This window comes from Streptomyces manipurensis (assembly GCF_049570255.1).
In the GTDB taxonomy this organism is placed as follows: Bacteria; Actinomycetota; Actinomycetes; order Streptomycetales; family Streptomycetaceae; genus Streptomyces; species Streptomyces manipurensis.
The window spans coordinates 4,131,361-4,154,482 of record NZ_CP186950.1 but is presented as its reverse complement, the minus strand read 5'-3'; the positions used below and the strand labels follow the sequence as shown (position 1 = coordinate 4,154,482).

Sequence of the window (23,122 nt, the reverse complement as noted above, 5' to 3'; positions counted from 1 at the left end):
CACGATAGTGCGGGTTGTACGGAATTGCCCGGCCATTCACCCGGCAACGCGCAACAAAATCGGGCGCACGGCCGATGGGCCGTGCGCCCGTCCCGGAGGGGCAGGCGGAGCTGCTAGGCCTGGCGGTCGGTCTGGCGGGCCGACTCGGCGCGGGCGAGGACGGCGTCGACCGCCTCGTCCTCCTTGGCCTTGTTGGCGCCGCCCTGGCTCTTCACGATCGTCACGACGAGGGCGATGAAGAACGCGGCCATCACGAAGGGGGGCACGAGCGCGGAGACGTAGTCCATGGCACCCAGCCTAGCTATCCGGCGGCGCGCCCGGCCGCCGGGGGCGGGGTGGGCTTGCGGCGGGGCGGGAAGACCTCCCCGGGCGTCGGTACCGGCCGCTCGGGCCTGGGCGGCTGCTCGGGCGCCGGCGCGGGCTTGCGCGGCTCCTCGCGGCCGCCCGCGAGGGCCATCAGCCGGGTGCGGGGCGCGGGGGTGGTCGTCAGCCTGCGGCGCACGGAGCGCCCGGCGACCTCGCGGGCCCGCTCCAGCAGCGCGGCGGCGGCGCGGTTCGCCCGCAGCGCGCGCAGGGCGGCGAGGTCGTCGGGCGTCGGCTCGTAGCCCGCGGCGAGGGCGTCGCGCAGGAGCTCCAGATAGCCGGTGAGGCTGCCCGGGAGGGCGGCCCGGTAGCGGGCGAGATCGTCGAGGAGGAAGGCTCTGAGGCGGCCCGCCTCCCGGACCGCGTCGTCCACCGACTGCGCGAGGCGCAGGCAGTCCTGGACCTCCTCGGCCGCCAGGGGGGCCGAGGAGGACTGAAGGGCGTGGGCGAGCGAACGCCTGAGCACGTGCAGCTCAGCAGCGCTGAACGCCATGCCGCCGCGGGATCCGTAGGGCGTGGGCATGGGGCCGAAGATACGCGCTAATCGGACAAAACACCCTTAAGGTGCGTGGCCGTGGCGCGCCGCGGCGCCCGGCTCAGCCGCTCTCCTTGACCGCGCGCAGGAAGTCGGCCCAGGCCGCCTGGGTCGTGGCGAGGACGAGGTGGGCCGGGTCGACGCGGTCGGCGACCTTCACCAGGGCGCCGGGGGCGCTGGCGACGTAGACGCAGGCGTCGCCCTCGCCACAGAACGAGGACTTCTGCCACGCGGGCTGAGCGGTCATGGTGTCTCCTGTGGGCCTGTGGCCGGTACTGGCTGTCAAGGGACGGTAACGCCGTGGCCGTTCCGCGCCGGTCGCTTTCCCGCAATTCGGCGTTTCCTCCCTGCTCCCCGGAAGACGTCCGGCCGGACGCCCGGGGTTGCTAGAGGCGGGCGACAAAGGCCGAAACCGCATCCTTCACGTCCGTTTCCGTCCAGGACAGGCCCGGCTCGGTGACGTCCACCTCGGTCATCGCCAGTCCCGGCGGACCGTCCGCGGACCAGCGGCGGAAGAGGACCGTGCCCGTCTCCTCGGCCTGGCGCAGCCCCGCGTCCGTCAGCCGCTCCGCCCCGTACGGCAGCCACACCTGGAACTGGTGGGTGTGCGGCACCTCCGGATGGACCCGGAACCACGGCAGTCCCGCCTCCTCGAAGCCCGCGTGCAGGCCCGCCGCCACCCGGCGCGCCTGCTCCACGTACGCGGGCAGCCGGGGCAGCCGCCGGTCCAGCCCGGCCAGCGCGGACAGGGCCTGGGGGAACTGCCGGAAGACCTGGCCGCCGTAGCGGTGGCGCCAGACCCGGGTCTCCTCCACGAACTCCCGCGGACCGGCCAGGGCCGCCCCGCTGAGGCCGCCGAGGGACTTGTAGAACGAGACGTACACGGAGTCGGCGAGCGCGGCGATCTCCGGCAGGCCGCGGCCGAAGTGGACGGTGGACTCCCACAGCCGGGCGCCGTCGAAGTGGACCACCGCCTCCCGCTCGCGGGCCGCGCCGACCAGGGCCTCCAGCTCCTCCCAGCCGGGCAGCAGGAAGCCCGCGTCGCGCAGTGGCAGCTCCAGCATCAGCGTGCCGAAGGGCTCCCCCACCGCCTCGACCTCCTCGGGGGTGGGCTGGCGCGGCTCCGTCGTCGGGTGCACCACCCGCAGCCCGGAGACCGTGGACAGGGCCCCGCCCTCCCACCTCTCGGGGTGGCTCATCGGGTGCAGGGCGACCACCGGGTTGCCGGTGCGGCCCGCCCAGCAGCGCAGCGCGATCTGCTGGGCCATCGTGCCGCTGGGGAAGAACGCCGCGTCCTGGGTGCCGAGCAGACCGGCGACCCGCCGCTCCAGCTCGGCGACGATCCCGTCGCCGTAGACGTCGGCCGGCCCGTCCGGGTCGTACGGGGCGTCGGACAGCCCGGCGAGCAGCTCGCCGAGCGTGGGTTCGCGCAGGCTGCGGGTCAGGGTCCGGTCCGCCGCGCGCCAGGCCTCCACCAGCCGTGCGGTGCGTTCTGCTTCGTCGTCGCTGTCGCTCATGGTGTCCGATCCTCGCCCCCTGCTCCCCGGCCGGCCAAGAGCCCAGGAGCTAGCATGACGGCGTATCGTCCGGTACCCCCGCGGACTGGAACGGAAGGCATTCCCCGCGTGAATCCATCACAGCAGCCCCGCCCTGCCCGGCTCGCCGTCGGTGTCGTCGGTGCCGGCCGGGTCGGCCCCGCACTGGCCCGCGCGCTCCAGCAGGCCGGGCACCGGCCGGTCGCCGTGTCCGGAGTCTCCGACGCGTCCGTTCGGCGGGCCGCGCGCATGCTGCCCGACGTGCCGCTGGTGCCGCCCGGGCAGGTGCTGGAGCTCGCCGACCTGGTACTGCTCACCGTCCCCGACGACGCGCTGCCGTCCCTGGTGGAGGGGCTCGCCGAGACCGGCGCGGTCCGGCCCGGGCAGCTGCTGGTGCACACCTCCGGCCGGTACGGGACGGCCGTGCTCGACCCGGCGCGCCGCGCGGGCGCCCTGCCGCTGGCCCTGCACCCGGCGATGACGTTCACCGGGACCGAGGTCGACGTGCAGCGGCTCGCCGGCTGCTCCTTCGGCGTCACCGCCCCGGACGAACTGCGGCTGGCCGCGGAGGCGCTGGTCATCGAGATGGGCGGGGAGCCCGAGTGGATCGCCGAGGAGAACCGCGCGCTCTACCACGCGGCCCTCGCCCTCGGCGCGAACCACCTGGTCACGCTGGTGGCGCAGTCCCTGGAGCTGCTGCGCAAGGCCGGAGTGGGGCACCCGGACCGGATGCTCGGCCCGCTGCTCGGCGCGGCCCTCGACAACGCCCTGCGCTCCGGTGACGCCGCGCTGACCGGGCCGGTGGCCCGCGGGGACGCCGGCACGGTCGCCGCGCACGTGGCGGAGCTGCGCAAGCACGCGCCCGGCACCGTCTCCGGCTACCTGGCCATGGCCCGCACCACCGCCGACCGGGCCCTCGCGCACGGTCTGCTCAAGCCCGAACTCGCCGAGGACCTGCTCGGTGTCCTGGCCGACACGGATCCCGACGGGGGCGACCGGTGACCGAGCTGCTGCACACCGCCGACGCACTGCACCGGCTGGAGCGGGCCGGCCGCCGGGCCGTGGTGATGACCATGGGCGCGCTCCACGAGGGCCACGCCACGCTGGTCCGCACCGCCCGCGAACTGGCCGGGCCCGCGGGGCAGGTCGTCGTCACCGTCTTCGTCAACCCGCTGCAGTTCGGGGCAGGCGAGGACCTCGACCGCTACCCGCGCACCCTCGACGCCGACCTGGTGATCGCCCGTGACGCGGGCGCCGACGTGGTGTTCGCCCCCGCCGTGGACGAGGTCTACCCGGGCGGGGACCCGCAGGTGCGCGTCAGCGCCGGGCCCATGGGCGGGCGCCTCGAAGGGGCCACCCGGCCCGGGCACTTCGACGGAATGCTGACCGTCGTCGCCAAGCTGCTCCACCTCACCCGCCCCGACCTGGCCCTCTTCGGCCAGAAGGACGCGCAGCAACTGGCGCTGATCCGGCGGATGGTGACCGACCTGAACTTCCCGGTGGAGGTGGTCGGCGTACCGACCGTCCGCGAGGAGGACGGCCTGGCGCTGTCCTCCCGCAACCGCTACCTCTCCGCCGCGGAGCGCACCACCGCCCTGGCCCTGTCGCGGGCGCTGTTCGCCGGACGCGACCGGCTCGCCGCCCAAGCGGCGCTGCGCGCCCGCGCCGAGGCCGCCCCCGCCACGGACGAGCGGGCCACCGCCCTGGCCCGGCTGGGCGAGATCCGCGCCTCGGCCGACGCCCATGCCGTCTCGGTGGCGTGCGGGGGCCTGCCGGACGCCGTCCGGGCCGCCGCGCGCCATGTGCTGGACGACGCGGCCCGCTCGGAGCCGCCGCTCGTGCTGGACTACCTGGCGCTGGTGGACCCGCAGAACTTCACCGAGGCCGGTCCCGAGTTCACCGGGCAGGCCGTGCTGGCCGTCGCCGCGAAGGTGGGCACGACCCGGCTGATCGACAACATCCCATTGGAATTCGGAGCACACTCGTGAGCACACCGGGCAGAGGCATCCCGTCGGGCGGTACCGGCATACGGCTGCACGCGCCGGCCCCCGGCTGGTCCCTCGACGCCGATGTCGTGGTCGTCGGCTCCGGCGTGGCAGGGCTGACCGCCGCGCTGCGCTGCGCCGCCGCGGGCCGCCGTACCGTCGTGGTCACCAAGGCTCGGCTCGACGACGGGTCCACCCGCTGGGCGCAGGGCGGCATCGCCGCGGCGCTCGGCGAGGGCGACAGCCCCGAGCAGCACCTCGACGACACCCTGGTCGCGGGCGCGGGCCTGTGCGACGAGGAGGCCGTGCGGCTGCTCGTCACCGAGGGGCCCGACGCGGTGCGCCGGCTGATCGCGACCGGCGCCGTGTTCGACACCTCGGCGGAGACCGGGGAGATCGAGCTGACCCGCGAGGGCGGACACCACCGCCGACGGATCGCGCACGCGGGCGGTGACGCCACCGGCGCCGAGATCTCCCGCGCGCTCGTCGAGGCCGTACACGCCGCGGGCATCGAGACCGTGGAGAACGCGCTCGTCCTGGACCTGCTCCAGGACGCTCAGGGCCGTACGGCCGGGGTCACCCTGCACGTCATGGGCGAGGGCCAGCACGACGGGGTGGGCGCCGTGCACGCGCCCGCCGTGATCCTCGCGACCGGCGGCATGGGCCAGGTGTTCTCCGCGACGACCAACCCGTCGGTGTCCACCGGTGACGGGGTGGCGCTCGCGCTGCGCGCCGGCGCGGAGGTCTCCGACCTGGAGTTCGTGCAGTTCCACCCGACGGTGCTGTTCCTCGGCCCGGACGCCGAGGGCCAGCAGCCGCTGGTGTCGGAGGCCGTCCGCGGCGAGGGCGCCCACCTCGTCGACGCCGACGGCGTGCGCTTCATGGTCGGCCAGCACGAGCTGGCCGAGCTGGCACCGCGCGACATCGTCGCCAAGGGCATCATGCGCCGCATGCAGGAGCAGGACGCGCAGCACATGTACCTGGACGCGCGGCACTTCGGCGCCGAGATGTGGGAGCAGCGCTTCCCCACGATCCTGGCGGCCTGCCGTTCCCACGGCATCGACCCGGTGACCGAGCCGATCCCGGTGGCGCCCGCCGCGCACTACGCCTCCGGCGGCGTCCGCACCGACCTGCACGGCCGGACCACCGTGCCCGGCCTGTACGCGTGCGGCGAGGTCGCCTGCACCGGCGTGCACGGCGCGAACCGGCTGGCCTCCAACTCCCTGCTGGAGGGGCTGGTGTTCGCGGAGCGGATCGCCGACGACATCACGGCGCAGGCCCGTACCGGCGGCGGGCCCGGCATACCGGTGCCCTCGACCGGCCCGCTGCAGCCCGCCGGGGCCCGGTACGAGGTCCAGCGGATCATGACGGACGGCGCGGGCGTGCTGCGCTCGGCCGCGTCGCTGGCCGCGGCGGCCGAGGCCCTCGAAGGCCTGTACGCCACCGCCCTGAACGACCTCGAAGCGCACGGCAAGACCGCCGAACCGGGTGTGGACACCTGGGAGGCCACCAACCTGCTGTGCGTGGCGCGGGTCCTGGTCGCCGCGGCGCAGCGGCGGGAGGAGACCCGCGGCTGCCACTGGCGCGAGGACCACCCGGACCGGGACGATGCCCGGTGGCGCCGCCATCTCGTCGTCCGGCTCTCGGCCACCGAGAAGCGGGCGCTGGTCGTCGTACCGACCGATTCCGCGGACTTCCCGTCCGTGCACCCCCTGAGCACCCCGAGCCTGGAGCAGTGACCGTGAGCACCCCCGAACTTCCCCTGATCGACCAGAACGACGGCGGCTGCGGCGACGACTGCGCATGCGGCGACGGCGAGGAGACCGGACTGGACCCGGCGCTCGCGCAGCTCCTGGAGGAGGCGGGCCTGGACCCGATCGAGGTCGAGGACATCGCCCACATGGCGCTCTCCGAGGACCTGGACGGCGGGGTCGACGTGACCACCGTGGCCACGGTGGCCGAGGACGCCGAGGCCGTCGCGGACTTCGTGGCCCGCGAGGACGGGGTCGTGGCGGGCCTGCGCATCGCCGAGGCGGTGTTCTCCGTGGTGTGCACGGAGGCCTTCGAGGTGGAGCGGCACGCGGAGGACGGCGACTCCGTCAAGGCCGGCGACCTGCTGCTGTCGGTGCGCTCCCGCACCCGTGACCTGCTGACGGCCGAGCGCAGCGCCCTGAACATCCTGTGCCGCCTGTCCGGCATCGCGACGGCCACCCGCCGCTGGGCGGACGTGCTGGAGGGCACGAAGGCGAAGGTCCGCGACACCCGCAAGACCACGCCGGGCCTGCGCTCGCTGGAGAAGTACGCGGTGCGCTGCGGCGGCGGCGTCAACCACCGGATGTCGCTGTCGGACGCGGCCCTGGTCAAGGACAACCACGTGGTGGCGGCGGGCGGTGTCGCGCAGGCCTTCACGGCGGTGCGCGAGGCCTTCCCCGAGGTCCCGATCGAGGTCGAGGTCGACACCGTGGACCAGGTCCGCGAGGTCCTGGAGGCGGGGGCCGACCTGATCCTGCTGGACAACTTCACCGTGCCGGAGACCGAGCAGGCCGTGGCCCTGGTGGCCGGGCGCGCGGTGCTGGAGTCCTCGGGCCGGCTGACGCTGGAGACCGCCCGGGCGTACGCCGAGACCGGTGTGGACTACCTGGCGGTCGGCGCGCTGACGCACTCCTCGCCGATCCTCGACATCGGTCTCGACCTGCGCGAGGCGGTGTAACGCCGTGCTCCTCACCATCGACGTGGGCAACACCCACACGGTCCTGGGCCTGTTCGACGGGGACGAGATCGTCGAGCACTGGCGCATCTCGACCGATCCGCGGCGCACGGCCGACGAGATGGCCGTGCTGATGCAGGGCCTGATGGGCACGCACCCGATGCTGGGGAGCGAGCTCGGCGACGGCATCCACGGCATCGCGATCTGCTCGACGGTGCCGTCCGTCCTGCACGAGCTGCGCGAGGTCACCCGGCGCTACTACGGCGACGTGCCGGCGGTGCTGGTCGAGCCCGGCATCAGGACGGGCGTGCCGATCCTGATGGACAACCCCAAGGAGGTCGGCGCGGACCGCATCATCAACGCGGTCGCGGCGGTCGAGCTCTACGGCGGCCCGGCGATCGTGGTCGACTTCGGGACGGCGACCACCTTCGACGCGGTGTCCGCGAAGGGCGAGTACGTGGGCGGGGTGATCTCCCCCGGGATCGAGATCTCGATGGAGGCCCTCGGGGTGCGGGGCGCCCAGCTCCGCAAGATCGAACTGGCCCGGCCGCGCCACGTGATCGGCAAGTCCACGGTCGAGGCCATGCAGTCCGGCGTGATCTACGGCTTCGCGGGCCAGGTCGACGGGGTCGTGGCCCGGATGGCCAAGGAGCTGGCGGGGCCGGCCGGCGATCCGGACGACGTGCGCGTCATCGCGACGGGCGGACTCGCGCCGATGGTGCTCGGCGAGTCGTCGGTGATCGACGACCACGAGCCGTGGCTGACCCTGATCGGTCTGCGACTGGTGTACGAGCGCAACGCGCCGAACTTCGCGTAGGGAGTGTCGTCAAAAAAGTGGCGTCGGCCGCCCGAAGGGCGGGGTCGGGGCACCTCCCAGCGGTAGCTGGGGGAGGGACTTCGACGACACGACCTGAGCGGCGGCCCGGTCCCCGTACCCGCTCTCAGCGGCGGGACGGGGGCCGCGCCGCACCCCCGGAGGCGGCCCGCGGCCGGGCCGTCAGCACGGGCGGGGGCGGTGGAACATCCGGCGCAGGGCCGCCCGCCAGGGGTGGCGGGCCTCGCCGCCGTCCAGGACGGCCCGGAACTGCTGGTCGGAGCGGACCTCGCGCAGGACGGCGACGTCGTCGCGGCCGGGCGGCGGAGGCATCGGGTCCCCGTGCTGGGAGGCCCTCCAGGTGTCGATGAGGTACTGCTCGATCGCTGTCATGCCTTCACCCTCACCCCGTCGGCGGCATCCCGCACGACGGTTGACGTTCTCCGTCAATCGACCCGCTCCGCGTCGCCCCCGGAGCCCTCCCGATCACCCGCTCGGCCGCCCTCGCGCGGCCTCCCGCGGCACCCGTACGGCAGGCGTCCGGCGACCGGGCCGTACGCCCTCGACGTGCGGGAACGGACAGAATGGCCCGATGAGCGTCACCATCGACATCGCCGGGCTGCCCCACGAACGGATCGTTTTCGCGCCCTCCCCGCTCGCCGAGCTCTGCATGGCCCTGCACGCGCTCTCCCAGCCCGCGCACCACCCGCGGCTCGCCTCCTGGACCGCCGCCACCTCGGCCGCGCTCGACCCGTGCCTCGCGGACCGGCTGCTGGAGGCCGAGTTCATGTGGCGCAGCTCGTTCTCCGACGTCTTCATGGCCTTCGCCGGGGTGCCCGGCGGGACCGGGCGGCCCGCCGCGACGCTGGCCGAGGAGCTCGACGTCCTCGACCGGATGGACGACGAACGCTTCGTGGCGGCCGCGCTGGAGCACTGCTGGCTCGCCCTCTATGACCAGGGTGGCTACCCCTCGCCGCTGCGCGACGCGGGGGCGCGGTCCCGGGCCCTGGAGGCGGCCGCCGCGCGCGGGCCGCGGCAGCTGGAGTTCTCGCTGCGGCTGCTGGACGACACCGCCGCGGTGCGGACGTGGCTGCGGCGGCTGCTGGAGGACTGCGAGGAGGCGTTCTTCGCGGAGACCTGGAAGCGGCTGGAGCCGGGGCAGAGCGCCGACGCCCGGCACAAGGGCGAGCTGCTGCGCCGCAAGGGCCTTCCGGCCGCGCTGAAGGACGTCTCGGCGGCGCTGGCGGTCGACGAGGGCCTCACCACCATCACGGCCGACAAGATGCTCCACGGGACGACGACGGCCACCGACCACCGAATAGGCGACGGCCTCGTCTTCGTGCCGACCGACTTCGGCTGGCCGCATCTGCTGGTGCTGCACGCGCCGGGCTGGCGTCCGGTGGTCCACTATCCGCTCGGCACCCCCGGCCCGGCCTCCTCGCCGGGCTCGGTGGAGCTGCTGCAGCGGCGGATGGAGGCGCTGGCGCACCCGATGCGGATGATGCTGTGCCGGAGCCTGGCCCGGGCCCCCTACACGACGGGCGAACTGGCGACCGTCCACGGGATCACCGCGCCGGAGGTGTCGCGGCATCTGTCCGTGCTGAAAAAGGCGGGTCTGATGCATACGCGAAGGCAAGGCCGTTATGCGCAGCACCAGTTGGATCTGGGAGCGGTGGCGCGCATCGGGTCGGACTTCATCGAAGGGGTCCTCCGGTAGGACGGATCCGCAGGTGGACGGCTCGTTCCCGCCGGCGTGGCTTCTCCGATATACGGAATTCATAAACCGGAATCAGCGAAAACTCTGGCCATCATGGCCACTTGCTGTCTAACGTGCGTCCACCGTTCCCCCACGTAACGCGCACCGCTTCCGCAAGACCGACGGGCCGCCTCCCGCCGTACCGCGCCCCGTCGTGCCCGCTCCGCCCAGCCCTGCTCGCCTTTGTCGTGGAAGGACCTTCATGCCCTCACGCCGTATAGCCGCAGCAACCGCCGCCCTGGCAGCCGCGGCCCTCGTCTCCCCCCTGCTGCTCGCCGGGCCGGCCGGTGCCACCGGCAGCCCGCAGAGCGACGCCGCCCGGGGCGACGCCCTGGCCCGCAAACTGGTCAAGGACGCGACCGGCAAGGGAGCCTTCAGCCACCTCAAGGTCCTGCAGTCGATCGCCGACTACAACAACGGCAACCGGGCGGCCGGTTCGAAGGGCCACGAGCAGTCGGCCAAGTACGTCGAGGCCGTGATGAAGGCGGCCGGGTACACGGTCACCCGCAACGAGTTCGACTTCGTCTACGTCGAGACCCTCGAGGAGAAGCTCACGGTCAACGGCGCGAACGGGCGTGACGTCCCGATCCACCTGATGACCTATACGGCGAACTCCCCCGAGGGCGGTGTGACGGCCCCGGTCGCCGTCGCCCCGGTGGACGCGGACGGGACCAACGGCTGCGAGCCAGGCGACTTCGCCGCCGGCGCCTTCACCGGCAAGATCGCCCTGGTCAAGCGCGGCGGCTGCACCTTCGCGGTCAAGCAGCAGAACGCGGCGGCGGCCGGCGCGGTCGGCGCGGTCATCTACAACAACACCGCGGGCGCCCTGAACGGCACCATCGGCGACCCGACCGCGGGCAAGGTCCCGACGGGCGGCATCACCCAGGCGGACGGCGAGAAGCTGGCCGCCGAGGCCGCCGCCGGACCGGTCGAACTCACCCTCGACATCCGCGAACTGCGGGAGAACCGCAAGACCTTCAACGTCATCGCCGAGACCAGGGGCGGCGACGCGGACAACACCGTCTTCCTCGGCGCGCACCTCGACTCGGTCGCAGCCGGCCCGGGCATCAACGACAACGGATCCGGTTCCGCCGGCATCCTCCAGGTCGCCCAGCGGCTCGCGAGCGAGCAGAAGAAGATCAAGAACAAGGTCAAGTTCGCCTGGTGGTCGGCGGAGGAGTTCGGCCTGCTCGGATCGGAGGCGTACGTCGGCGGGCTGACGGACGCCCAGAAGAAGCAGATCAAGCTCTACCTCAACTTCGACATGATCGCCTCGCCGAACGCCGCGTACTTCGTCTACGACGGCGACGACTCCGACGGCGTCGGTTCGGGCCCCGGCCCGGAGGGCTCCGCCCAGATCGAGAAGGGGATCACCGACTTCCTCGACTCGAAGAAGATCCCGCACGCGGGCACGGACTTCTCCGGCCGTTCGGACTACGGCCCGTTCATCGAGGTCGGCATCCCCTCCGGCGGCACCTTCACGGGCGCCGAGGGCATCAAGACGGCCGACGAGGCCGTGAAGTTCGGCGGCCAGGCCGGCGTCGCCTACGACGTGAACTACCACGGCGCGGGTGACGACATCACCAACATCGACCAGAAGGCGCTCGACATCAACGTCGACGTCATCGCGGACGCGGTCGGCCACTACGCCTGGGACCTCGCGCCGCTGGCCAAGCCGGTGGTCTCCACGCCGACCCCCGGTGGCAGCGGTGGCGGCGGCGGCCTGCACCAGGGCCACGACGAGGTCACGCAGTAGCCTGCGGCACCCGCCGCTCGCGCAGGGCCGGATCCCCGACCGGGGGTCCGGCCCCGCGCCGTCAGACGGGATCCGGAGCCGGCTCCGGATCCGATTCCGGGTCCGGGTCCGGGTCCGGCCACGGGCGGATGCCCACCGGCTGGACCAGCCAGCCGAAGGCCCCCAGGCCGGACCGCGCGGTCAGCTCCGCGGCCTCGCCCGCCGCCGCCAGCGCCCGGACGTAGGCCACCGGGTCCGAGGAGGCCAGGGCCAGCGGGGGCCGGGCCCCCGAGACCCCGAGGACGCCCAGCGCCCGGGCCTGCGTCAGCAGGACCGCGCCCGGCCCCGCGCACGCGTCCAGGGCCACGTGGGCGGTGACGTCGCAGCTGCCGTCCGGCACCGGCGGCACCTCCCGGCCGGCGCGGAAGCCCGTCAGGGTGCCGTACGGCGGCCGCGCCGCGCGCGTGTGGGCGTAGTCCACCGCGACGGCCAGGCCCCGCTCCACGGTGGCGGTGGCGGCCGCCCAGGCCTCGTCGCGCGGCCGCCCGATCTCGGCGCGCCCGCCGCCGGGCCACCACCGCTCCAGCCAGGCCGCGTCGGCCTGCTCCAGGGGGCCGCCCGGGCTCTCCGTGCCGTCGGGCGCGACCAGGACGTACCGCCCGTCCTCGGCGATCTCCAGGGGCACGTTGTCCAGCCACTCGTTCGCGAAGAGCAGGCCGGTGGTCCCGGCCGGCGCTTCCGGGACCCAGCGGATCCGCGGGTCCAGGCCGGCGGGCCGCTCCGCGCGCTCCACCGCGTACGGGCGCACCCGCGCCGCCGTCCCCGGGTCCAGCGCCCCGAGGACCCCGGTCAGCAGCTCCCCGCGGCCGGCCCCCACGTCGACGAGGTCGAGCCGGTCCGGGTGCCCGAGCCGGGCGTCCACCTGCTCCAGCAGACGGGCCACGGCCGCCGCGTAGAGCCCCGAGGCGTGCACGGAGGTACGGAAGTGGCCGGCGGGGCCGGGGCCGCCCGGGCGCACGTAGAAGCCGCCGGGCCCGTACAGCGCGTTCTCCATCGCGGCGCGCCACCGGACCGGGTCGGGCGAACCGCCGTCAGTGCTCATCACCGAAGGCTATGCTCACCCTCCACCTTGGGGAGTACGCCCCGGGGGCCAGGTTCGGCCCTCTGGTTGACTCCAGCACCTATCTCCGTTCCCTACGCTGGGTGACGTGCAGCGCCTCTACGACTTCCTCCGCAGACACCCGACGGGCGTCGACAGCTTCTGGGCTGTCCTCTTCTTCGGTGTGTCGATGCTGAACGTCTCCGAGGAGTCCGCCCTCAGCACCGGCCTGAAGTTCGCGGCGGTCCCCGTGGTCCTCGCGCTCAGCACGGCCGTGGCCCTGCGCCGCAAGTGGACCCAGGCGATGTTCTGGCTCACCCTGGGCGCCGGCGTCTACCAGCTGGCCCTCGGCATCACGGCCGGGTTCTGGGACATCGCGATGTTCGTGATCCTCTTCACGGTCGCCGCGAGCGACGTCCCGCGCTGGGTGTCGCGCACCGCGCTGGGCTGGGGTCTCGCCGCCGCACCGCTGTACTTCCTGCGCTACGGCGTGGACAAGGGCGCCAACACGGTCGACAACGTCCTGTTCGCCGTGTTCATGATCGTCCCCTTCGCCCTCGCCTGGGTGCTGGGCGACTCCCTGCGCACCCGGCGCGCCTACTACGCCCAGCTGGTCGAACGCAACCAGCGGCTGGAGAAGGAGCGCGAGGCGCAGTCGAAGGTGGCGGTGGCGGCCGAGCGCGCCCGCATCGCCCGCGAGCTGCACGACGTCGTCGCGCACAACGTCTCGGTGATGGTGGTCCAGGCGGACGGCGCCGCCTACGTCATGGACGTGGCCCCCGAGCAGGCCAAGGAGGCCCTCCAGACCATCTCCGGCACCGGCCGCCAGGCCCTCGCCGAGATGCGCCGGCTGCTGGGCGTCCTGCGCACCGGCGAGCCCCAGGAGTCCGAGGACTACGTGCCGCAGCCGGACGTCGAGCAGATCGAGGTCCTGGTCGAGCAGGTGCGGGCGGCGGGGCTGACGGTGGACTTCGAGGTCGAGGGCGCACCGCGCCGCCTGCCCACCGGCGTCGAGCTCACGGCGTACCGGATCGTGCAGGAGGCGCTGACCAACACCCGCAAGCACGGCGGCCCCGAAGCGCGGGCCAGCGTGCGGCTGGTCTACTTCGACGACGGGCTCGGCCTGCTGGTGGAGGACGACGGCCGGGGCGCGGCCCACGAGTTGTACGAGGACGGCGGCGCGGACGGGGCCGGGCACGGACTGATCGGCATGCGCGAGCGGATCGGTATGGTCGGCGGGACCCTGGACGCGGGGCCGCGGCCCGGCGGCGGCTTCCGGATCAGCGCACTGCTCCCCCTGAAGAAGAAATGACGAGGACGAGGTAACCGATGTCCATCCGAGTGATGCTGGTCGACGACCAGGTGCTGCTGCGCACCGGCTTCCGGATGGTGCTCGCCGCCCAGCCGGACATGGAGGTCGTCGCCGAGGCGGGCGACGGCCTGGAGGCGCTGGAGGTGCTGCGGGCCACGAAGGTGGACGTGGTGCTGATGGACGTCCGCATGCCGCGGCTCGACGGCGTCGAGGCGACGCGGCGGATCTGCGAGCCGGAGGAGCACCCGAAGGTGATCATCCTGACCACCTTCGACCTGGACGAGTACGCCTTCTCCGGCCTGAAGGCGGGGGCCAGCGGGTTCATGCTGAAGGACGTGCCGCCGGGCGAGCTGCTGGCGGCCATCCGCTCGGTGCACAGCGGCGACGCGGTGGTCGCCCCCTCCACCACGCGGCGCCTGCTGGACCGTTTCGCGCCGATGCTCCCGACGACCACGCAGGAGCCGCAGAACAAGGAGATCGAGCGGCTCACGGACCGCGAGCGCGAGGTCATGATGCTCGTGGCCCAGGGTCTGTCGAACGGCGAGATCGCGGGCCGGCTGGTCCTGTCGGAGGCGACGGTGAAGACCCACGTGGGCCGCATCCTGACCAAGCTGGGCCTGCGCGACCGGGTCCAGGTGGTGGTCCTGGCGTACGAGACGGGCCTGGTGCGCGCGGGCGGCGGCGCAGGCTAGCCCCACCGCCCGGGCCCCGGCCGCGCCGGGGTCCGGGCGCCCGCGTCAGGGCTGCGGGTCCGCTTCCGTCATCCAGCGGTCGGGCCGGGCCGACTTGCGCGAGGTGTGCGAGCGGGCCGCCTGCTCGTACAGCAGCTCCGCGGCCCCGGACGCCGGCCGCAGCCGGGCCGTGACCGTGGCGTTCGCCCCGGTGTCCACGTGGACGTCGGCCACCCGGCGGGCACGGGCCCACGGGCCCTGCGTGAGCCGGACGCTCTGCACCTTGGCGTGCGGGACCACCTCCGTACGGCGGCACAGCCGGCCGTGCCGGGCCGCGAACACCTGCGGGGACACCGCCAGGGCGTAGCCCTTCCACCACACCGGCACCACCCAGCGCGCGCCGCGGCCCGGGGAGCCCGAGAAGGACAGCGCGTCCAGGTCCACCCCGGGCAGGACCCGGGCGATCACCGCGTGGGCGGCGGCCCGGGAGGCCACGGGGACCAGCACGTCGTTCTTCGATCCGGCCACGGCCAGTTCCACCCGGACCAGGCCGCGCCCCCGCCACAGCAGCGGCTCCACGATCCGTACGGTCTGCACGCGCCCCGGCGGCACGGTCTCGTGGGCGCGGTCCAGCATGCCGTGGTCCAGGCGCAGCCCGTCCGGGGAGTCGGCGACCCGCCAGTCGTACTCGGCGAGGAAGCGCCCGACGGTGCCGGCCCACACCGCGCCCAGCATGGGCAGCAGGGTCACGACCGCGACCCAGGGGCTGGAGCTGAACCACCACACCACTGCCGGTGCCACCAGGCCCCCGGCCAGGGCCGCCCAGACGCCGAGGCTGAGCAGCAGGGACGCGGCGAGCTCGCGCGGGCCCACCCGGAGCAGTTCCTGCTGCGGGGCCTCGCCGAGCCGCACCGCCTCCTCCGGCGCGAAGCCGGCCGCCCGGGCGAGCAGCTCGGCGCGCAGGGCGACGGCCTCCTTCTCGCCCAGGAAGGACAGCTGGTCCCTCTCCTCGGTGCCGATCACGTCGAGCCGCAGGCTGGCGACGCCGGTCAGCCGGGCCAGCAGGGGCCGGGACACGTCCACCGCCTGGAGCCGGTCGAGCCGGATGTGGGCGGTGCGGCGGAAGAGCAGGCCGGTGCGGATGCGCAGTTCGGTGTCGGTCACGGCGTAGTGGGTGAACCACCAGCTCAGGAAGCCGTACACGCCGAAGAGGACGATCACTCCCGCCAGGGTCGCCACCCGCAGGAGCGCGGACAGGTCCACCACCCACCGCACCGCCCGGTCGCCCTGCTGGGCGAGGATGCCGACGGTCGCGGCGATCGGCACCCAGGCGCGGCGCAGCGGGGTGAAGGGGTGCAGCCGGCGCTCGGCCGCCGCGGAACCGGGAGCGGGCGCGGGCGCGGCAGCGGGAGCCGGAGCCGGATCGGGAGCCACCGGGTCCTCGCCCGCCGGGGCGGGGGTCACAGGCCCGCCGACCTTGCCTCGCCGAGGGCGGTGAGCCGGTCGCGCAGCCGCTCGGCCTCGGCCGGTGCCAGCCCGGGGATCCGGGCGTCGGTGGCGGCCGCCGCGGTGTGCAGCTGGAGCGAGGCCAGCCCGAAGCGGCGTTCCACCGGGCCGGAGGTGACCTCGACCAGCTGCATCCGCCCGTACGGGACCACCGTCTGCTCCCGCCACAGCACCCCGCGGCTGATCAGCAGGTCGTCGGCGCGCTCCGCGTAGCGCCAGGACCGCCAGTTCCGGCCGAGGAGCACCCAGCCCCACCCGAGGGCGGCCGGCCAGAACGCGGCCGCGGCCGCCCACGGCGGACCCACCAGCAGACCGAGCAGCAGCCCGGTCGCGACCGTCAGCAGGCCCGCCCAGAACGCCAGCAGCGTCCGCCGCATGGTGAGCAGGCCGCCCGGCAGCCCCACCCACTGCGGGGCCCCCGTCTCACCCTTCGTCCCCGTATCCATGCCCCCACCCTAGGGTGGGAGAATGCCCGCATGACGGAGACCACGGTCGGTATCGGCGGAGCGGCGGAGAGCACCGACATGGTGCTCAACATCGGGCCCCAGCACCCCTCCACGCACGGTGTGCTGCGCCTTCGCCTCGTCCTGGACGGCGAGCGGATCGCCAGCGCCGAGCCGGTGGTCGGCTACATGCACCGGGGTGCCGAGAAGCTCTTCGAGGCCCGCGACTACCGCCAGATCGTGATGCTCGCGAACCGCCACGACTGGCTGTCGGCGTTCTCGAACGAGCTGGGCGTGGTCATGGCGGTCGAGCGGATGCTCGGCATGGAGGTCCCCGAGCGGGCCGTGTGGATGCGGACGCTGCTGGCCGAGCTGAACCGGGTGCTGAACCACCTGATGTTCCTCGGGTCGTACCCGCTCGAACTGGGTGGCATCACCCCGATCTTCCACGCGTTCCGGGAGCGCGAGGAGCTCCAGGCCGTCATGGAGGAGATCTCCGGCGGCCGCATGCACTACATGTTCAACCGCGTGGGCGGCCTCAAGGAGGACCTCCCGGCCGGCTGGCTCGGCCGGGCCCGCGCCGCGATCGCGGACGTCCGCACCCGGATGGACGTCTACGACAAGCTGGTCCACGGCAACGAGATCTTCCGCGGCCGCACCCGCGGCGTCGGGGTGTTGTCCGCCGAGGCGGTGCACGCGTACGGGGTCTCCGGCCCGATCGCCCGCGCCTCCGGCGTCGACTTCGACCTGCGCCGCGACGAGCCGTACCTGGCCTACGGCGAGCTCCAGGACGTCCTGAAGGTGGTCACCCGCACCGAGGGCGACTGCCTGGCCCGCTTCGAGTGCCTGCTGGACCAGACCCACAACGCCCTCGACCTGGCCGTGGCCTGCCTGGACCGGATGGCCGAGCTGCCGCCCGGCCCGGTCAACCAGCGGCTGCCCAAGGTCCTCAAGGCGCCCGAGGGCCACACCTACGCCTGGACCGAGAACCCGCTGGGGATCAACGGCTACTACCTGGTCTCCAAGGGCGAGAAGACCCCGTACCGGCTGAAGCTGCGCAGCGCCTCCTACAACAACATCCAGGCGCTGGCCGTGCTGCTGCCCGGGCAGCTGGTCGCGGACATGGTCTCGATCCTGGGCTCGCTGTTCTTCGTGGTCGGGGACATCGACAAATAACCCCGCTCCGGGGGGAGTCGGGGCGGCTTAGGGTGGCCCGATGAACCCTGATCCGTTCGACGGCTACCTGCGCCGGCTCGGTGTGACCGCCCCGGGCGGACCGAGCGTCGAGGGGCTGTTCGCGCTGCAGCGCGCGCACCTGGAGCGCGTCCCGTACGAGAACGTGGACATCCGGCTCGGCCGGCCGCCGGGGATCGATCCCGCGCTGTCGGTGAGCCGGTTCACCGACGGGCGGGGCGGCTACTGCTTCCACCTGAACGGCGCCTTCGCGGCGCTCCTGGAGTCCCTCGGCTACGAGGTCACCCGGCACCTCGGGGGCGTGAGCGCGGACGCGGAGTCGCGCGGGGTCCGGGGCGACCACCTCGTCCTGACCGTCCGGGCCGGGGGCGAGGAGTTCTGGGTGGACGCCGGGCTCGGGGACATGGGCCCGCACGAGCCGCTGCCGCTGCGCGCGGGCACGTACGAGCGGAACGGTTTCACCTACCGCCTGGAACGGCTCGATCCGCTGGAGGGCGAGGGGCCGGGCTGGGCCTTCTTCCCCTCCGCCGGGGGTGCCCGGCGGATGAACTTCCGCGACGCCCCGGCGCGGACGGCCGACTTCGAGGACATGCACGCGTGGCTGTCCACGGACGAGGAGTCGCCCTTCGTGCGGACCTTCGCGGTGTTCCGGCGCGACGCGGAGGGTACGGACGGCCTGCGCGGCAGGGTCCTGACCCGCACCGAGCGCGGGGAGCGGACGCAGGAGCGGGTGCTGTCCGGGCCGGAGGAGCTGTTCGCCGTCCTGGGCGGGCTCTTCGGGCGGAACCTCGACGACCTGGGCCCCGCGGACCGCGCCGCGCTGTGGGCCGGTGTGGAGCGCACGCACGAGGCCTGGCTGGAGCGGCAGCGGGCCGACGCGGAGCCGGCCCGGGACTGAATGTCGGCGCGGCAGGGCAGACTTGGCGGCATGTCCCACTCCCCCCGCCGGGCCTGCCCCTCCTGCGGCCGCGACTGCGCCGTCACCGCGGGCCGCATCGCCCGCCACGACCCGCCCGCCACCCGCGGGGACCTGGTGTCCTGTCCGGGCTCCCGGGCCCGGGTGGTGCTCGGCGCCGCCGCGCCCACCCTGGACGGTTTTGTCCTGCCCGACATGCCGGGGCAGCTGCCGCTGTTCTGAGGCGTGGGACCGGCCGCCTCGGATTGGAACGAGCGCTCTATCCATTCTCCGGGTAGGATCCGGCCATGGCAGCAGCGACAGGCACGAAGACCGCCCAGGGGACCCGCGAGCGGCTGGTCCGCACCGCCTCCCGCCTCATGCAGCACGGCGGCTACGAGAACACCCCGGTCAAGCAGCTCGTCCGCGAGGCGGAAGCCACCCTCGGCTCGCTGTACCACTTCTTCCCGGGCGGCAAGCAGGAACTCGCGGTGGCCGCGATCCACTACGGCGACGAGGAGTTCGCCGCGCTCCTGCGCACCGGACTCGCCGCCCGCCAGGACCCGGCCGAGGCGCTGGAGGCCGTCACCGCTCTGCTGGCCGAGGCCCTGGAGGCCTCCGACTGGCGGGACGGCTGCCCGGTGACGGCCACCGCCCTGGAGACCGTCGGCCGCCTGCCCGATCTGCAGGCCGCCTGCGCCCTCGCCTTCGCGCACTGGCAGCAGCTGGTGGCCGCTAAGCTCCTGGACTCCGGCTACCCGGAGGAGGAGGCCCACGATCTGGCGATCACCGTGGTCAACACCCTGGAGGGCGCGGAGATGACCTCGCAGGTCACCCAGAGCCGCACTCCCCTGCTGGTGGCGGGCCGCCACCTGGCCCGGCTCGTCGCCTCGTACGCCCCCCGCTAGGAGCGGGCCGCCAGGAGCGGGCCGCTAGGAGATCGCGGTCCGCAGCCGGACCACGTCGATCGGCTCGGTCTCGTCGTGCTCGGTCAGGTCGATGACCTGACCCACCGCGCGGGTCTCGTCGGTCGCCGGCTTGAACTCCGGGTCGGCGCCCTCCGGCGCGGGCTCCCCCGCCGGCTCCTGCGCGGACTCCTGGGCCACCTCGGCCTTGTGCACGGCGAGGGCCTCGGCGCCCACCACGTCGGCCAGGTCCTCGTTCTGGACCGCCTCGATCGCCGCACGGGCCTGCGCCGCGTTCTTCGTGCCGAAGAAGTCGAAGCCGCCCTCGACCCGGGACGCCGTACGCCGCTGGGCCGCGTACGGGGCGACCGCGGCGGCCGGACGGCGCGCGGGCACCGACGGGGCGGGCACGGACGGAGCGGGGGGCACCGGCGCGGACGCCGGAGTCGCGGCGGTCGCGGGCAGCGCGGCGCCACCACCGGGGGCGGCCGCCGGAAGCGAACGCGCCTGCGGGGCCGCGGGCAGCTCCCGCTCCTGCGCCTTGCGCGCCAGCGCGGCCATCGCCGCGTGCGCCCGGGCGTACCCGACCGCGGTGGGCGCGCCCGCCGAGGTGCGCTCCTCGGACACGGCCGGGAGCTCCTTCGGCGCGGACCCCGGGGTCGCCGAGGCCTCGATGGCCAGCAGCCGGCGGCCCTCCAGGGCGCTGGCGCGCTCCGTCTCGGCGGTCGCGTACCGGCGCAGCAGAGCGGCGTGCTCGCCCCGCAGGCCCGCCAGTTCGACCCGCTTGGCCCGCAGCTTGGCGTCGAGGCGGGCGCGCAGCACGCGCGCCTCCTCGAGGTCGGACTCCAGCTCGGCGATCCGCTCGTCCGTGCGCCACTCGTCCTTGACCCGCTCGCGGGCGAGCTCCGCGACCCGGCGGCCCGCCGCCCGGTCCCAGGCCCGCATCACCACGGCGCCGGCGATCCCGGCGGCGGCGGCGAGCGTGACGAGCAGTCTCAGGGCGGTGCCGTCGGGGCCCGCGGGCAGCCAGGCCGCGCCGGCGCTCGCGACGGACACACCGGCGACGGCCGTCGGCGTGAGCAGCCGGTGCAGGGGTTCGGGATTGCGGTGGCGTCCACGAGGCATGGCCTGAAATTTACAGGGCGTCGAGGTCGTGCGGGATACCCACCCGGCAATCTGTTCCCGGGCAGTTACCCCGCAATTCGCCTCCGGCCGCCGCTCCCTACTTCTTCAGAAGGCCCTTGGACTCCAGGTAGGCCTTCGCCGCGTCCGCCGGCTTCGCCCGCTCCGCGTCCACCTTGCGGTTCAGTTCGATCAGGTCGGCCGTGGTGAGCACCTTGGTCAGCCGGTCGAGCGCGGCCGCGATCTCGGGGGCCCCGGCGTCCTTGGCGTTGACCACGGGCAGGACGTTGTCGGCGTTCTGGAGCTTCTTGTCGTCCTCCAGCAGCACCAGGTCGAAGGTGTCGAGGGTGGCGTCAGTGGTGGTCGTGAGGACCAGCTGGTCGACCCCGTCCTTGACCGCCTGCTTGGCCTGGGGCGTGCCGACGCCCTTCGGGTCCACACCGGAAACCTGAATTCCGTACGTCCCGGTCAACCCCGGTGCGCAGAAGGGACGGACGGAGCATTCGTCACCCGCCGCGATCTTCACCTTCAGCCCCGACTTACCAAGATCGGAAAGCGTCTTGAGGTTGTTCTTCCGGGCGAATTCCTTGGTCACCGCGAATGCGTTCTGGTCCACGGCCGCGCCCGCGGGCAGCACCTTCAGACCCAGCGGCCCCGCGAGCCGCTCCAGCCCCGCGACCGTCGCCGCGACGTCGCTCGACGCCACCGGCTTCTCCTCCGGCGCCTTCGGGCCGTTCACCTTGGCGTTGAGGAACTCCGCCAGCGTCGCCGCGTACTCGGGGACGACGTCGATCTCGCCCTTCTCCAGCGACGGTTCGTACAGCTCGCGGTTGTTGACCGTCTTGACCGAGGTGCCGTAGCCGGCGTCCCCGAGGATCTGCGCGTACAGCTCCGCCAGGACGTTGGACTCGGTGAAGCCGGCCGCTCCGATCACCAGGGTGCCCTTGCCGCCGGAGCCCGGCTCGGCGGAGCCGCCGGCCTCCTTGCTCTGCTCCAGGCTGTCGCCGCCGCACGCGGCCAGCGACACGGTGAGGGCGAGGGCGCCCAGGGACGCGCCGAGGACGCGCGTGGTCTTGGTCATGGGGGTACTCCGATCGAGGCGGTGGACGGGGACGGGGGGAGGGACGGGGTCAGCGCTCCGCGGCGGGCCGGGGCAGCAGCCGGTCCGCCGCCACCAGGACCCCCTCGACCAGCAGGGCGAGCGCGGCCACCAGCAGGGCCCCGGCGACGACCTGCGGGGTGTCGTACGTGTTGAAACCGGCGGTGATGATCCGGCCGAGGCCGCCCTGGCCGACCATCGCGGCGATCGTGGCCGTCGCCACGACCTGGACGGCGCCCGAGCGCAGCCCGGTCATCAGCAGACCGCGCGCGAGCGGGAGCTCGACCCGCCAGAAGAGCTGCGCGCCGGACATGCCCATCCCGCGGGCGGCCTCCACCACGGAGCGGTCCACCTCCCGCATGCCGACGTACGCGTTGGTCAGCAGCGGCGGTACGGCGAACAGCACGAGGGCGGCCACGGTGGGCAGGTAGCCCGCGTTGCGCAGCGGGGAGACCATGAACAACGCCAGCACCGCGAAGACCGGCACGGCCCGCCCGATGTTGGACAGGTTGACGGCGAGGGCGCCGCCCCGGCCGAGGTGGCCCAGGTACAGGCCGACCGGCAGCGCCACCGCGCAGGCGATCGCGAGCGCGAGCCCGCTGACGTAGACGTGTTCGGCGAGCCGGTGCCACACACCGCTCTCCCCGGACCAGTTGGCGCCGTCCGCGAGCCAGTCCCAGGCCCCTCCCAGCACGCCCACGGCCTCAGGCCCCCTTTCCGGGGACGGCGGGCCGGGTCGCGGACCGGTCCGCACCCCGGGTCCACGGGGTGAGCAGCCGCTGCAGGCCGAGCAGCAGCAGGTCGGCGGCGAGCGCGAGCAGCACGCACAGCAGCGAGGCGGTGAACACCTGGGCCTTGAACGAACTGTTCACCGCGGGGGCGATGAGGTTGCCGAGGCCGCCCTTGCCGACGATCGAACCGACGGTGGTCAGCGCGACCGTGGAGACGGTGGCGATCCGCACGCCGGCGAGCAGCGCGGGCAGCGCCAGGGGCAGTTCGACCTGCCACAGCAGCCGGACGGGCCCGTAGCCCAGGCCGCGCGCGGCCTCCCGTACCTCCTCGGGAACGGCCTCCAGGCCGGCCAGCGCGTTGCGGACCAGGATGGTCAGCGAGTAGAGCACGAGCCCGGTCACCACCAGGGCCGCCGACAGGCCGAAGAAGGGCAGCAGCAGCGAGAACATCGCCAGCGAGGGGACCGTGTAGAGCAGGGTGGTGAAGGTCAGCACGGGTGCGGCCCAGTGCCGGCCGCGACGGGCGAGCAGGGCCAGCGGCAGGGCCACGGCGAGTCCGATCAGCACGGACGAGCCGGTGATCCAGACGTGTTCGAGGGTGGCGTCGGTGAGCTCCTGGGACCGGGAGGTGACGTACTCCCAGCAGATCCAGTCGTTCGCCACCAGGCAGCCCTGCCCGGACAAGCCCCTCACCCCCCGTCGCGAAAACGTACGC

The 23,122-nt window shown here is 73.9% G+C and carries 25 protein-coding genes; 13 read left to right on the top strand and 12 right to left on the bottom strand.

Annotated features, from left to right (window positions below; genetic code table 11):
- Positions 1 to 113: 113 nt before the first annotated feature.
- From ACPU2J_RS19260 to ACPU2J_RS19245, 4 genes are all read right to left on the bottom strand, one after another.
- The gene (locus tag ACPU2J_RS19260) at positions 114 to 287 is read right to left on the bottom strand and encodes a hypothetical protein (RefSeq protein ID WP_420080008.1); all 174 of its coding nucleotides are present in this window, start codon (positions 285 to 287) and stop codon (positions 114 to 116) included.
- A 14-nt stretch (positions 288 to 301) separates the two neighbouring features.
- Complete coding sequence (locus ACPU2J_RS19255; RefSeq protein WP_361592433.1) at positions 302 to 886, bottom strand: hypothetical protein; 585 nt, start codon at positions 884 to 886, stop codon at positions 302 to 304.
- Between the two features lie 73 nt (positions 887 to 959).
- Positions 960 to 1,145, bottom strand: a complete 186-nt coding sequence (locus ACPU2J_RS19250; protein ID WP_361592436.1) for a DUF397 domain-containing protein — start codon at positions 1,143 to 1,145, stop codon at positions 960 to 962.
- Between the two features lie 139 nt (positions 1,146 to 1,284).
- Complete coding sequence (locus ACPU2J_RS19245) at positions 1,285 to 2,415, bottom strand: threonine aldolase family protein (protein WP_423833707.1); 1,131 nt, start codon at positions 2,413 to 2,415, stop codon at positions 1,285 to 1,287.
- 54 nt (positions 2,416 to 2,469) lie between these two features.
- Between ACPU2J_RS19245 and ACPU2J_RS19240 the strand changes: the two genes are divergently transcribed.
- Genes ACPU2J_RS19240 through ACPU2J_RS19220 form a run of 5 tightly spaced genes read left to right on the top strand, consistent with a single transcriptional unit; the run spans position 2,470 to position 7,942 of the window.
- Positions 2,470 to 3,435, top strand: coding sequence for a Rossmann-like and DUF2520 domain-containing protein (locus ACPU2J_RS19240; RefSeq protein ID WP_389076913.1), 966 nt, complete (start codon positions 2,470 to 2,472; stop codon positions 3,433 to 3,435).
- Positions 3,432 to 4,421 (top strand): pantoate--beta-alanine ligase, encoded by a 990-nt coding sequence (gene panC / locus ACPU2J_RS19235; RefSeq protein ID WP_423833706.1) that lies wholly within the window; start codon positions 3,432 to 3,434, stop codon positions 4,419 to 4,421. The genes ACPU2J_RS19240 and panC overlap by 4 nt, the downstream gene beginning before the upstream one ends.
- On the top strand, positions 4,418 to 6,157 hold the full coding sequence (locus tag ACPU2J_RS19230; RefSeq protein ID WP_423833705.1) for an L-aspartate oxidase: 1,740 nt from the start codon (positions 4,418 to 4,420) through the stop codon (positions 6,155 to 6,157). The genes panC and ACPU2J_RS19230 overlap by 4 nt, the downstream gene beginning before the upstream one ends.
- A 2-nt stretch (positions 6,158 to 6,159) precedes the next feature.
- A complete protein-coding gene (nadC, locus tag ACPU2J_RS19225; protein WP_361592448.1) occupies positions 6,160 to 7,128 on the top strand; it encodes a carboxylating nicotinate-nucleotide diphosphorylase in 969 nt (322 codons plus the stop codon).
- Between the two features lie 4 nt (positions 7,129 to 7,132).
- Positions 7,133 to 7,942 carry a type III pantothenate kinase gene (locus ACPU2J_RS19220; protein WP_361592451.1) on the top strand — a complete coding sequence of 270 codons (810 nt, stop codon included), beginning with the start codon at positions 7,133 to 7,135 and terminating at the stop codon, positions 7,940 to 7,942.
- Between the two features lie 180 nt (positions 7,943 to 8,122).
- On the opposite strand, the gene ACPU2J_RS19215 is transcribed toward ACPU2J_RS19220, so the two are convergent.
- Positions 8,123 to 8,332, bottom strand: coding sequence for a hypothetical protein (locus ACPU2J_RS19215; protein WP_361592454.1), 210 nt, complete (start codon positions 8,330 to 8,332; stop codon positions 8,123 to 8,125).
- 199 nt (positions 8,333 to 8,531) lie between these two features.
- Here ACPU2J_RS19215 and ACPU2J_RS19210 point away from each other — a divergent pair, with 199 nt between their 5' ends.
- Together ACPU2J_RS19210 and ACPU2J_RS19205 are read left to right on the top strand one after the other, a co-directional pair.
- Positions 8,532 to 9,656: a DUF5937 family protein gene (locus tag ACPU2J_RS19210; RefSeq protein WP_420080012.1), complete on the top strand. Its 1,125-nt coding sequence runs from the start codon at positions 8,532 to 8,534 to the stop codon at positions 9,654 to 9,656.
- 241 nt (positions 9,657 to 9,897) lie between these two features.
- Complete coding sequence (locus ACPU2J_RS19205; RefSeq protein WP_420080013.1) at positions 9,898 to 11,451, top strand: M28 family metallopeptidase; 1,554 nt, start codon at positions 9,898 to 9,900, stop codon at positions 11,449 to 11,451.
- Positions 11,452 to 11,512: 61 nt separating this feature from the next.
- Here the strand turns inward: ACPU2J_RS19205 and ACPU2J_RS19200 are convergent, their stop codons facing one another.
- On the bottom strand, positions 11,513 to 12,532 hold the full coding sequence (locus ACPU2J_RS19200) for an SAM-dependent methyltransferase (RefSeq protein ID WP_423833704.1): 1,020 nt from the start codon (positions 12,530 to 12,532) through the stop codon (positions 11,513 to 11,515).
- A 106-nt stretch (positions 12,533 to 12,638) separates the two neighbouring features.
- Here ACPU2J_RS19200 and ACPU2J_RS19195 point away from each other — a divergent pair, with 106 nt between their 5' ends.
- Positions 12,639 to 13,841 (top strand): sensor histidine kinase, encoded by a 1,203-nt coding sequence (locus ACPU2J_RS19195; protein WP_420080015.1) that lies wholly within the window; start codon positions 12,639 to 12,641, stop codon positions 13,839 to 13,841.
- Positions 13,842 to 13,858: 17 nt separating this feature from the next.
- A complete protein-coding gene (locus ACPU2J_RS19190) occupies positions 13,859 to 14,533 on the top strand; it encodes a response regulator transcription factor (protein WP_361592469.1) in 675 nt (224 codons plus the stop codon).
- Positions 14,534 to 14,578: 45 nt separating this feature from the next.
- Here the strand turns inward: ACPU2J_RS19190 and ACPU2J_RS19185 are convergent, their stop codons facing one another.
- Positions 14,579 to 15,976 (bottom strand): PH domain-containing protein, encoded by a 1,398-nt coding sequence (locus ACPU2J_RS19185; protein ID WP_423833703.1) that lies wholly within the window; start codon positions 15,974 to 15,976, stop codon positions 14,579 to 14,581.
- Positions 15,973 to 16,464, bottom strand: a complete 492-nt coding sequence (locus ACPU2J_RS19180) for a PH domain-containing protein (protein WP_361592472.1) — start codon at positions 16,462 to 16,464, stop codon at positions 15,973 to 15,975. Before ACPU2J_RS19180 ends, ACPU2J_RS19185 begins: the two co-directional genes overlap by 4 nt.
- A 30-nt stretch (positions 16,465 to 16,494) precedes the next feature.
- Here ACPU2J_RS19180 and ACPU2J_RS19175 point away from each other — a divergent pair, with 30 nt between their 5' ends.
- The 4 genes from ACPU2J_RS19175 to ACPU2J_RS19160 all read left to right on the top strand — a co-directional run bounded on the left by ACPU2J_RS19175 (position 16,495) and on the right by ACPU2J_RS19160 (position 19,458).
- A complete protein-coding gene (locus ACPU2J_RS19175) occupies positions 16,495 to 17,637 on the top strand; it encodes an NADH-quinone oxidoreductase subunit D (RefSeq protein ID WP_361592475.1) in 1,143 nt (380 codons plus the stop codon).
- A gap of 40 nt (positions 17,638 to 17,677) precedes the next feature.
- Positions 17,678 to 18,553 (top strand): arylamine N-acetyltransferase family protein, encoded by an 876-nt coding sequence (locus ACPU2J_RS19170; protein ID WP_423833702.1) that lies wholly within the window; start codon positions 17,678 to 17,680, stop codon positions 18,551 to 18,553.
- Positions 18,554 to 18,583: 30 nt separating this feature from the next.
- Positions 18,584 to 18,793 (top strand): hypothetical protein, encoded by a 210-nt coding sequence (locus tag ACPU2J_RS19165; protein WP_361592481.1) that lies wholly within the window; start codon positions 18,584 to 18,586, stop codon positions 18,791 to 18,793.
- 65 nt (positions 18,794 to 18,858) lie between these two features.
- Positions 18,859 to 19,458 carry a TetR/AcrR family transcriptional regulator gene (locus ACPU2J_RS19160; protein ID WP_361592484.1) on the top strand — a complete coding sequence of 200 codons (600 nt, stop codon included), beginning with the start codon at positions 18,859 to 18,861 and terminating at the stop codon, positions 19,456 to 19,458.
- Positions 19,459 to 19,482: 24 nt separating this feature from the next.
- Here ACPU2J_RS19160 and ACPU2J_RS19155 read toward each other — a convergent pair whose 3' ends face one another.
- From ACPU2J_RS19155 to ACPU2J_RS19140, 4 genes are all read right to left on the bottom strand, one after another.
- Positions 19,483 to 20,580, bottom strand: coding sequence for a hypothetical protein (locus tag ACPU2J_RS19155; protein ID WP_361592487.1), 1,098 nt, complete (start codon positions 20,578 to 20,580; stop codon positions 19,483 to 19,485).
- 97 nt (positions 20,581 to 20,677) lie between these two features.
- Entirely contained in the window at positions 20,678 to 21,658 is a 981-nt protein-coding gene (locus ACPU2J_RS19150; protein ID WP_365496879.1) for an ABC transporter substrate-binding protein, read from the bottom strand.
- A 49-nt stretch (positions 21,659 to 21,707) separates the two neighbouring features.
- A complete protein-coding gene (locus ACPU2J_RS19145) occupies positions 21,708 to 22,376 on the bottom strand; it encodes an ABC transporter permease (RefSeq protein WP_423833701.1) in 669 nt (222 codons plus the stop codon).
- Between the two features lie 4 nt (positions 22,377 to 22,380).
- On the bottom strand, positions 22,381 to 23,091 hold the full coding sequence (locus ACPU2J_RS19140) for an ABC transporter permease (protein ID WP_423833700.1): 711 nt from the start codon (positions 23,089 to 23,091) through the stop codon (positions 22,381 to 22,383).
- Positions 23,092 to 23,122 lie beyond the last annotated feature (31 nt).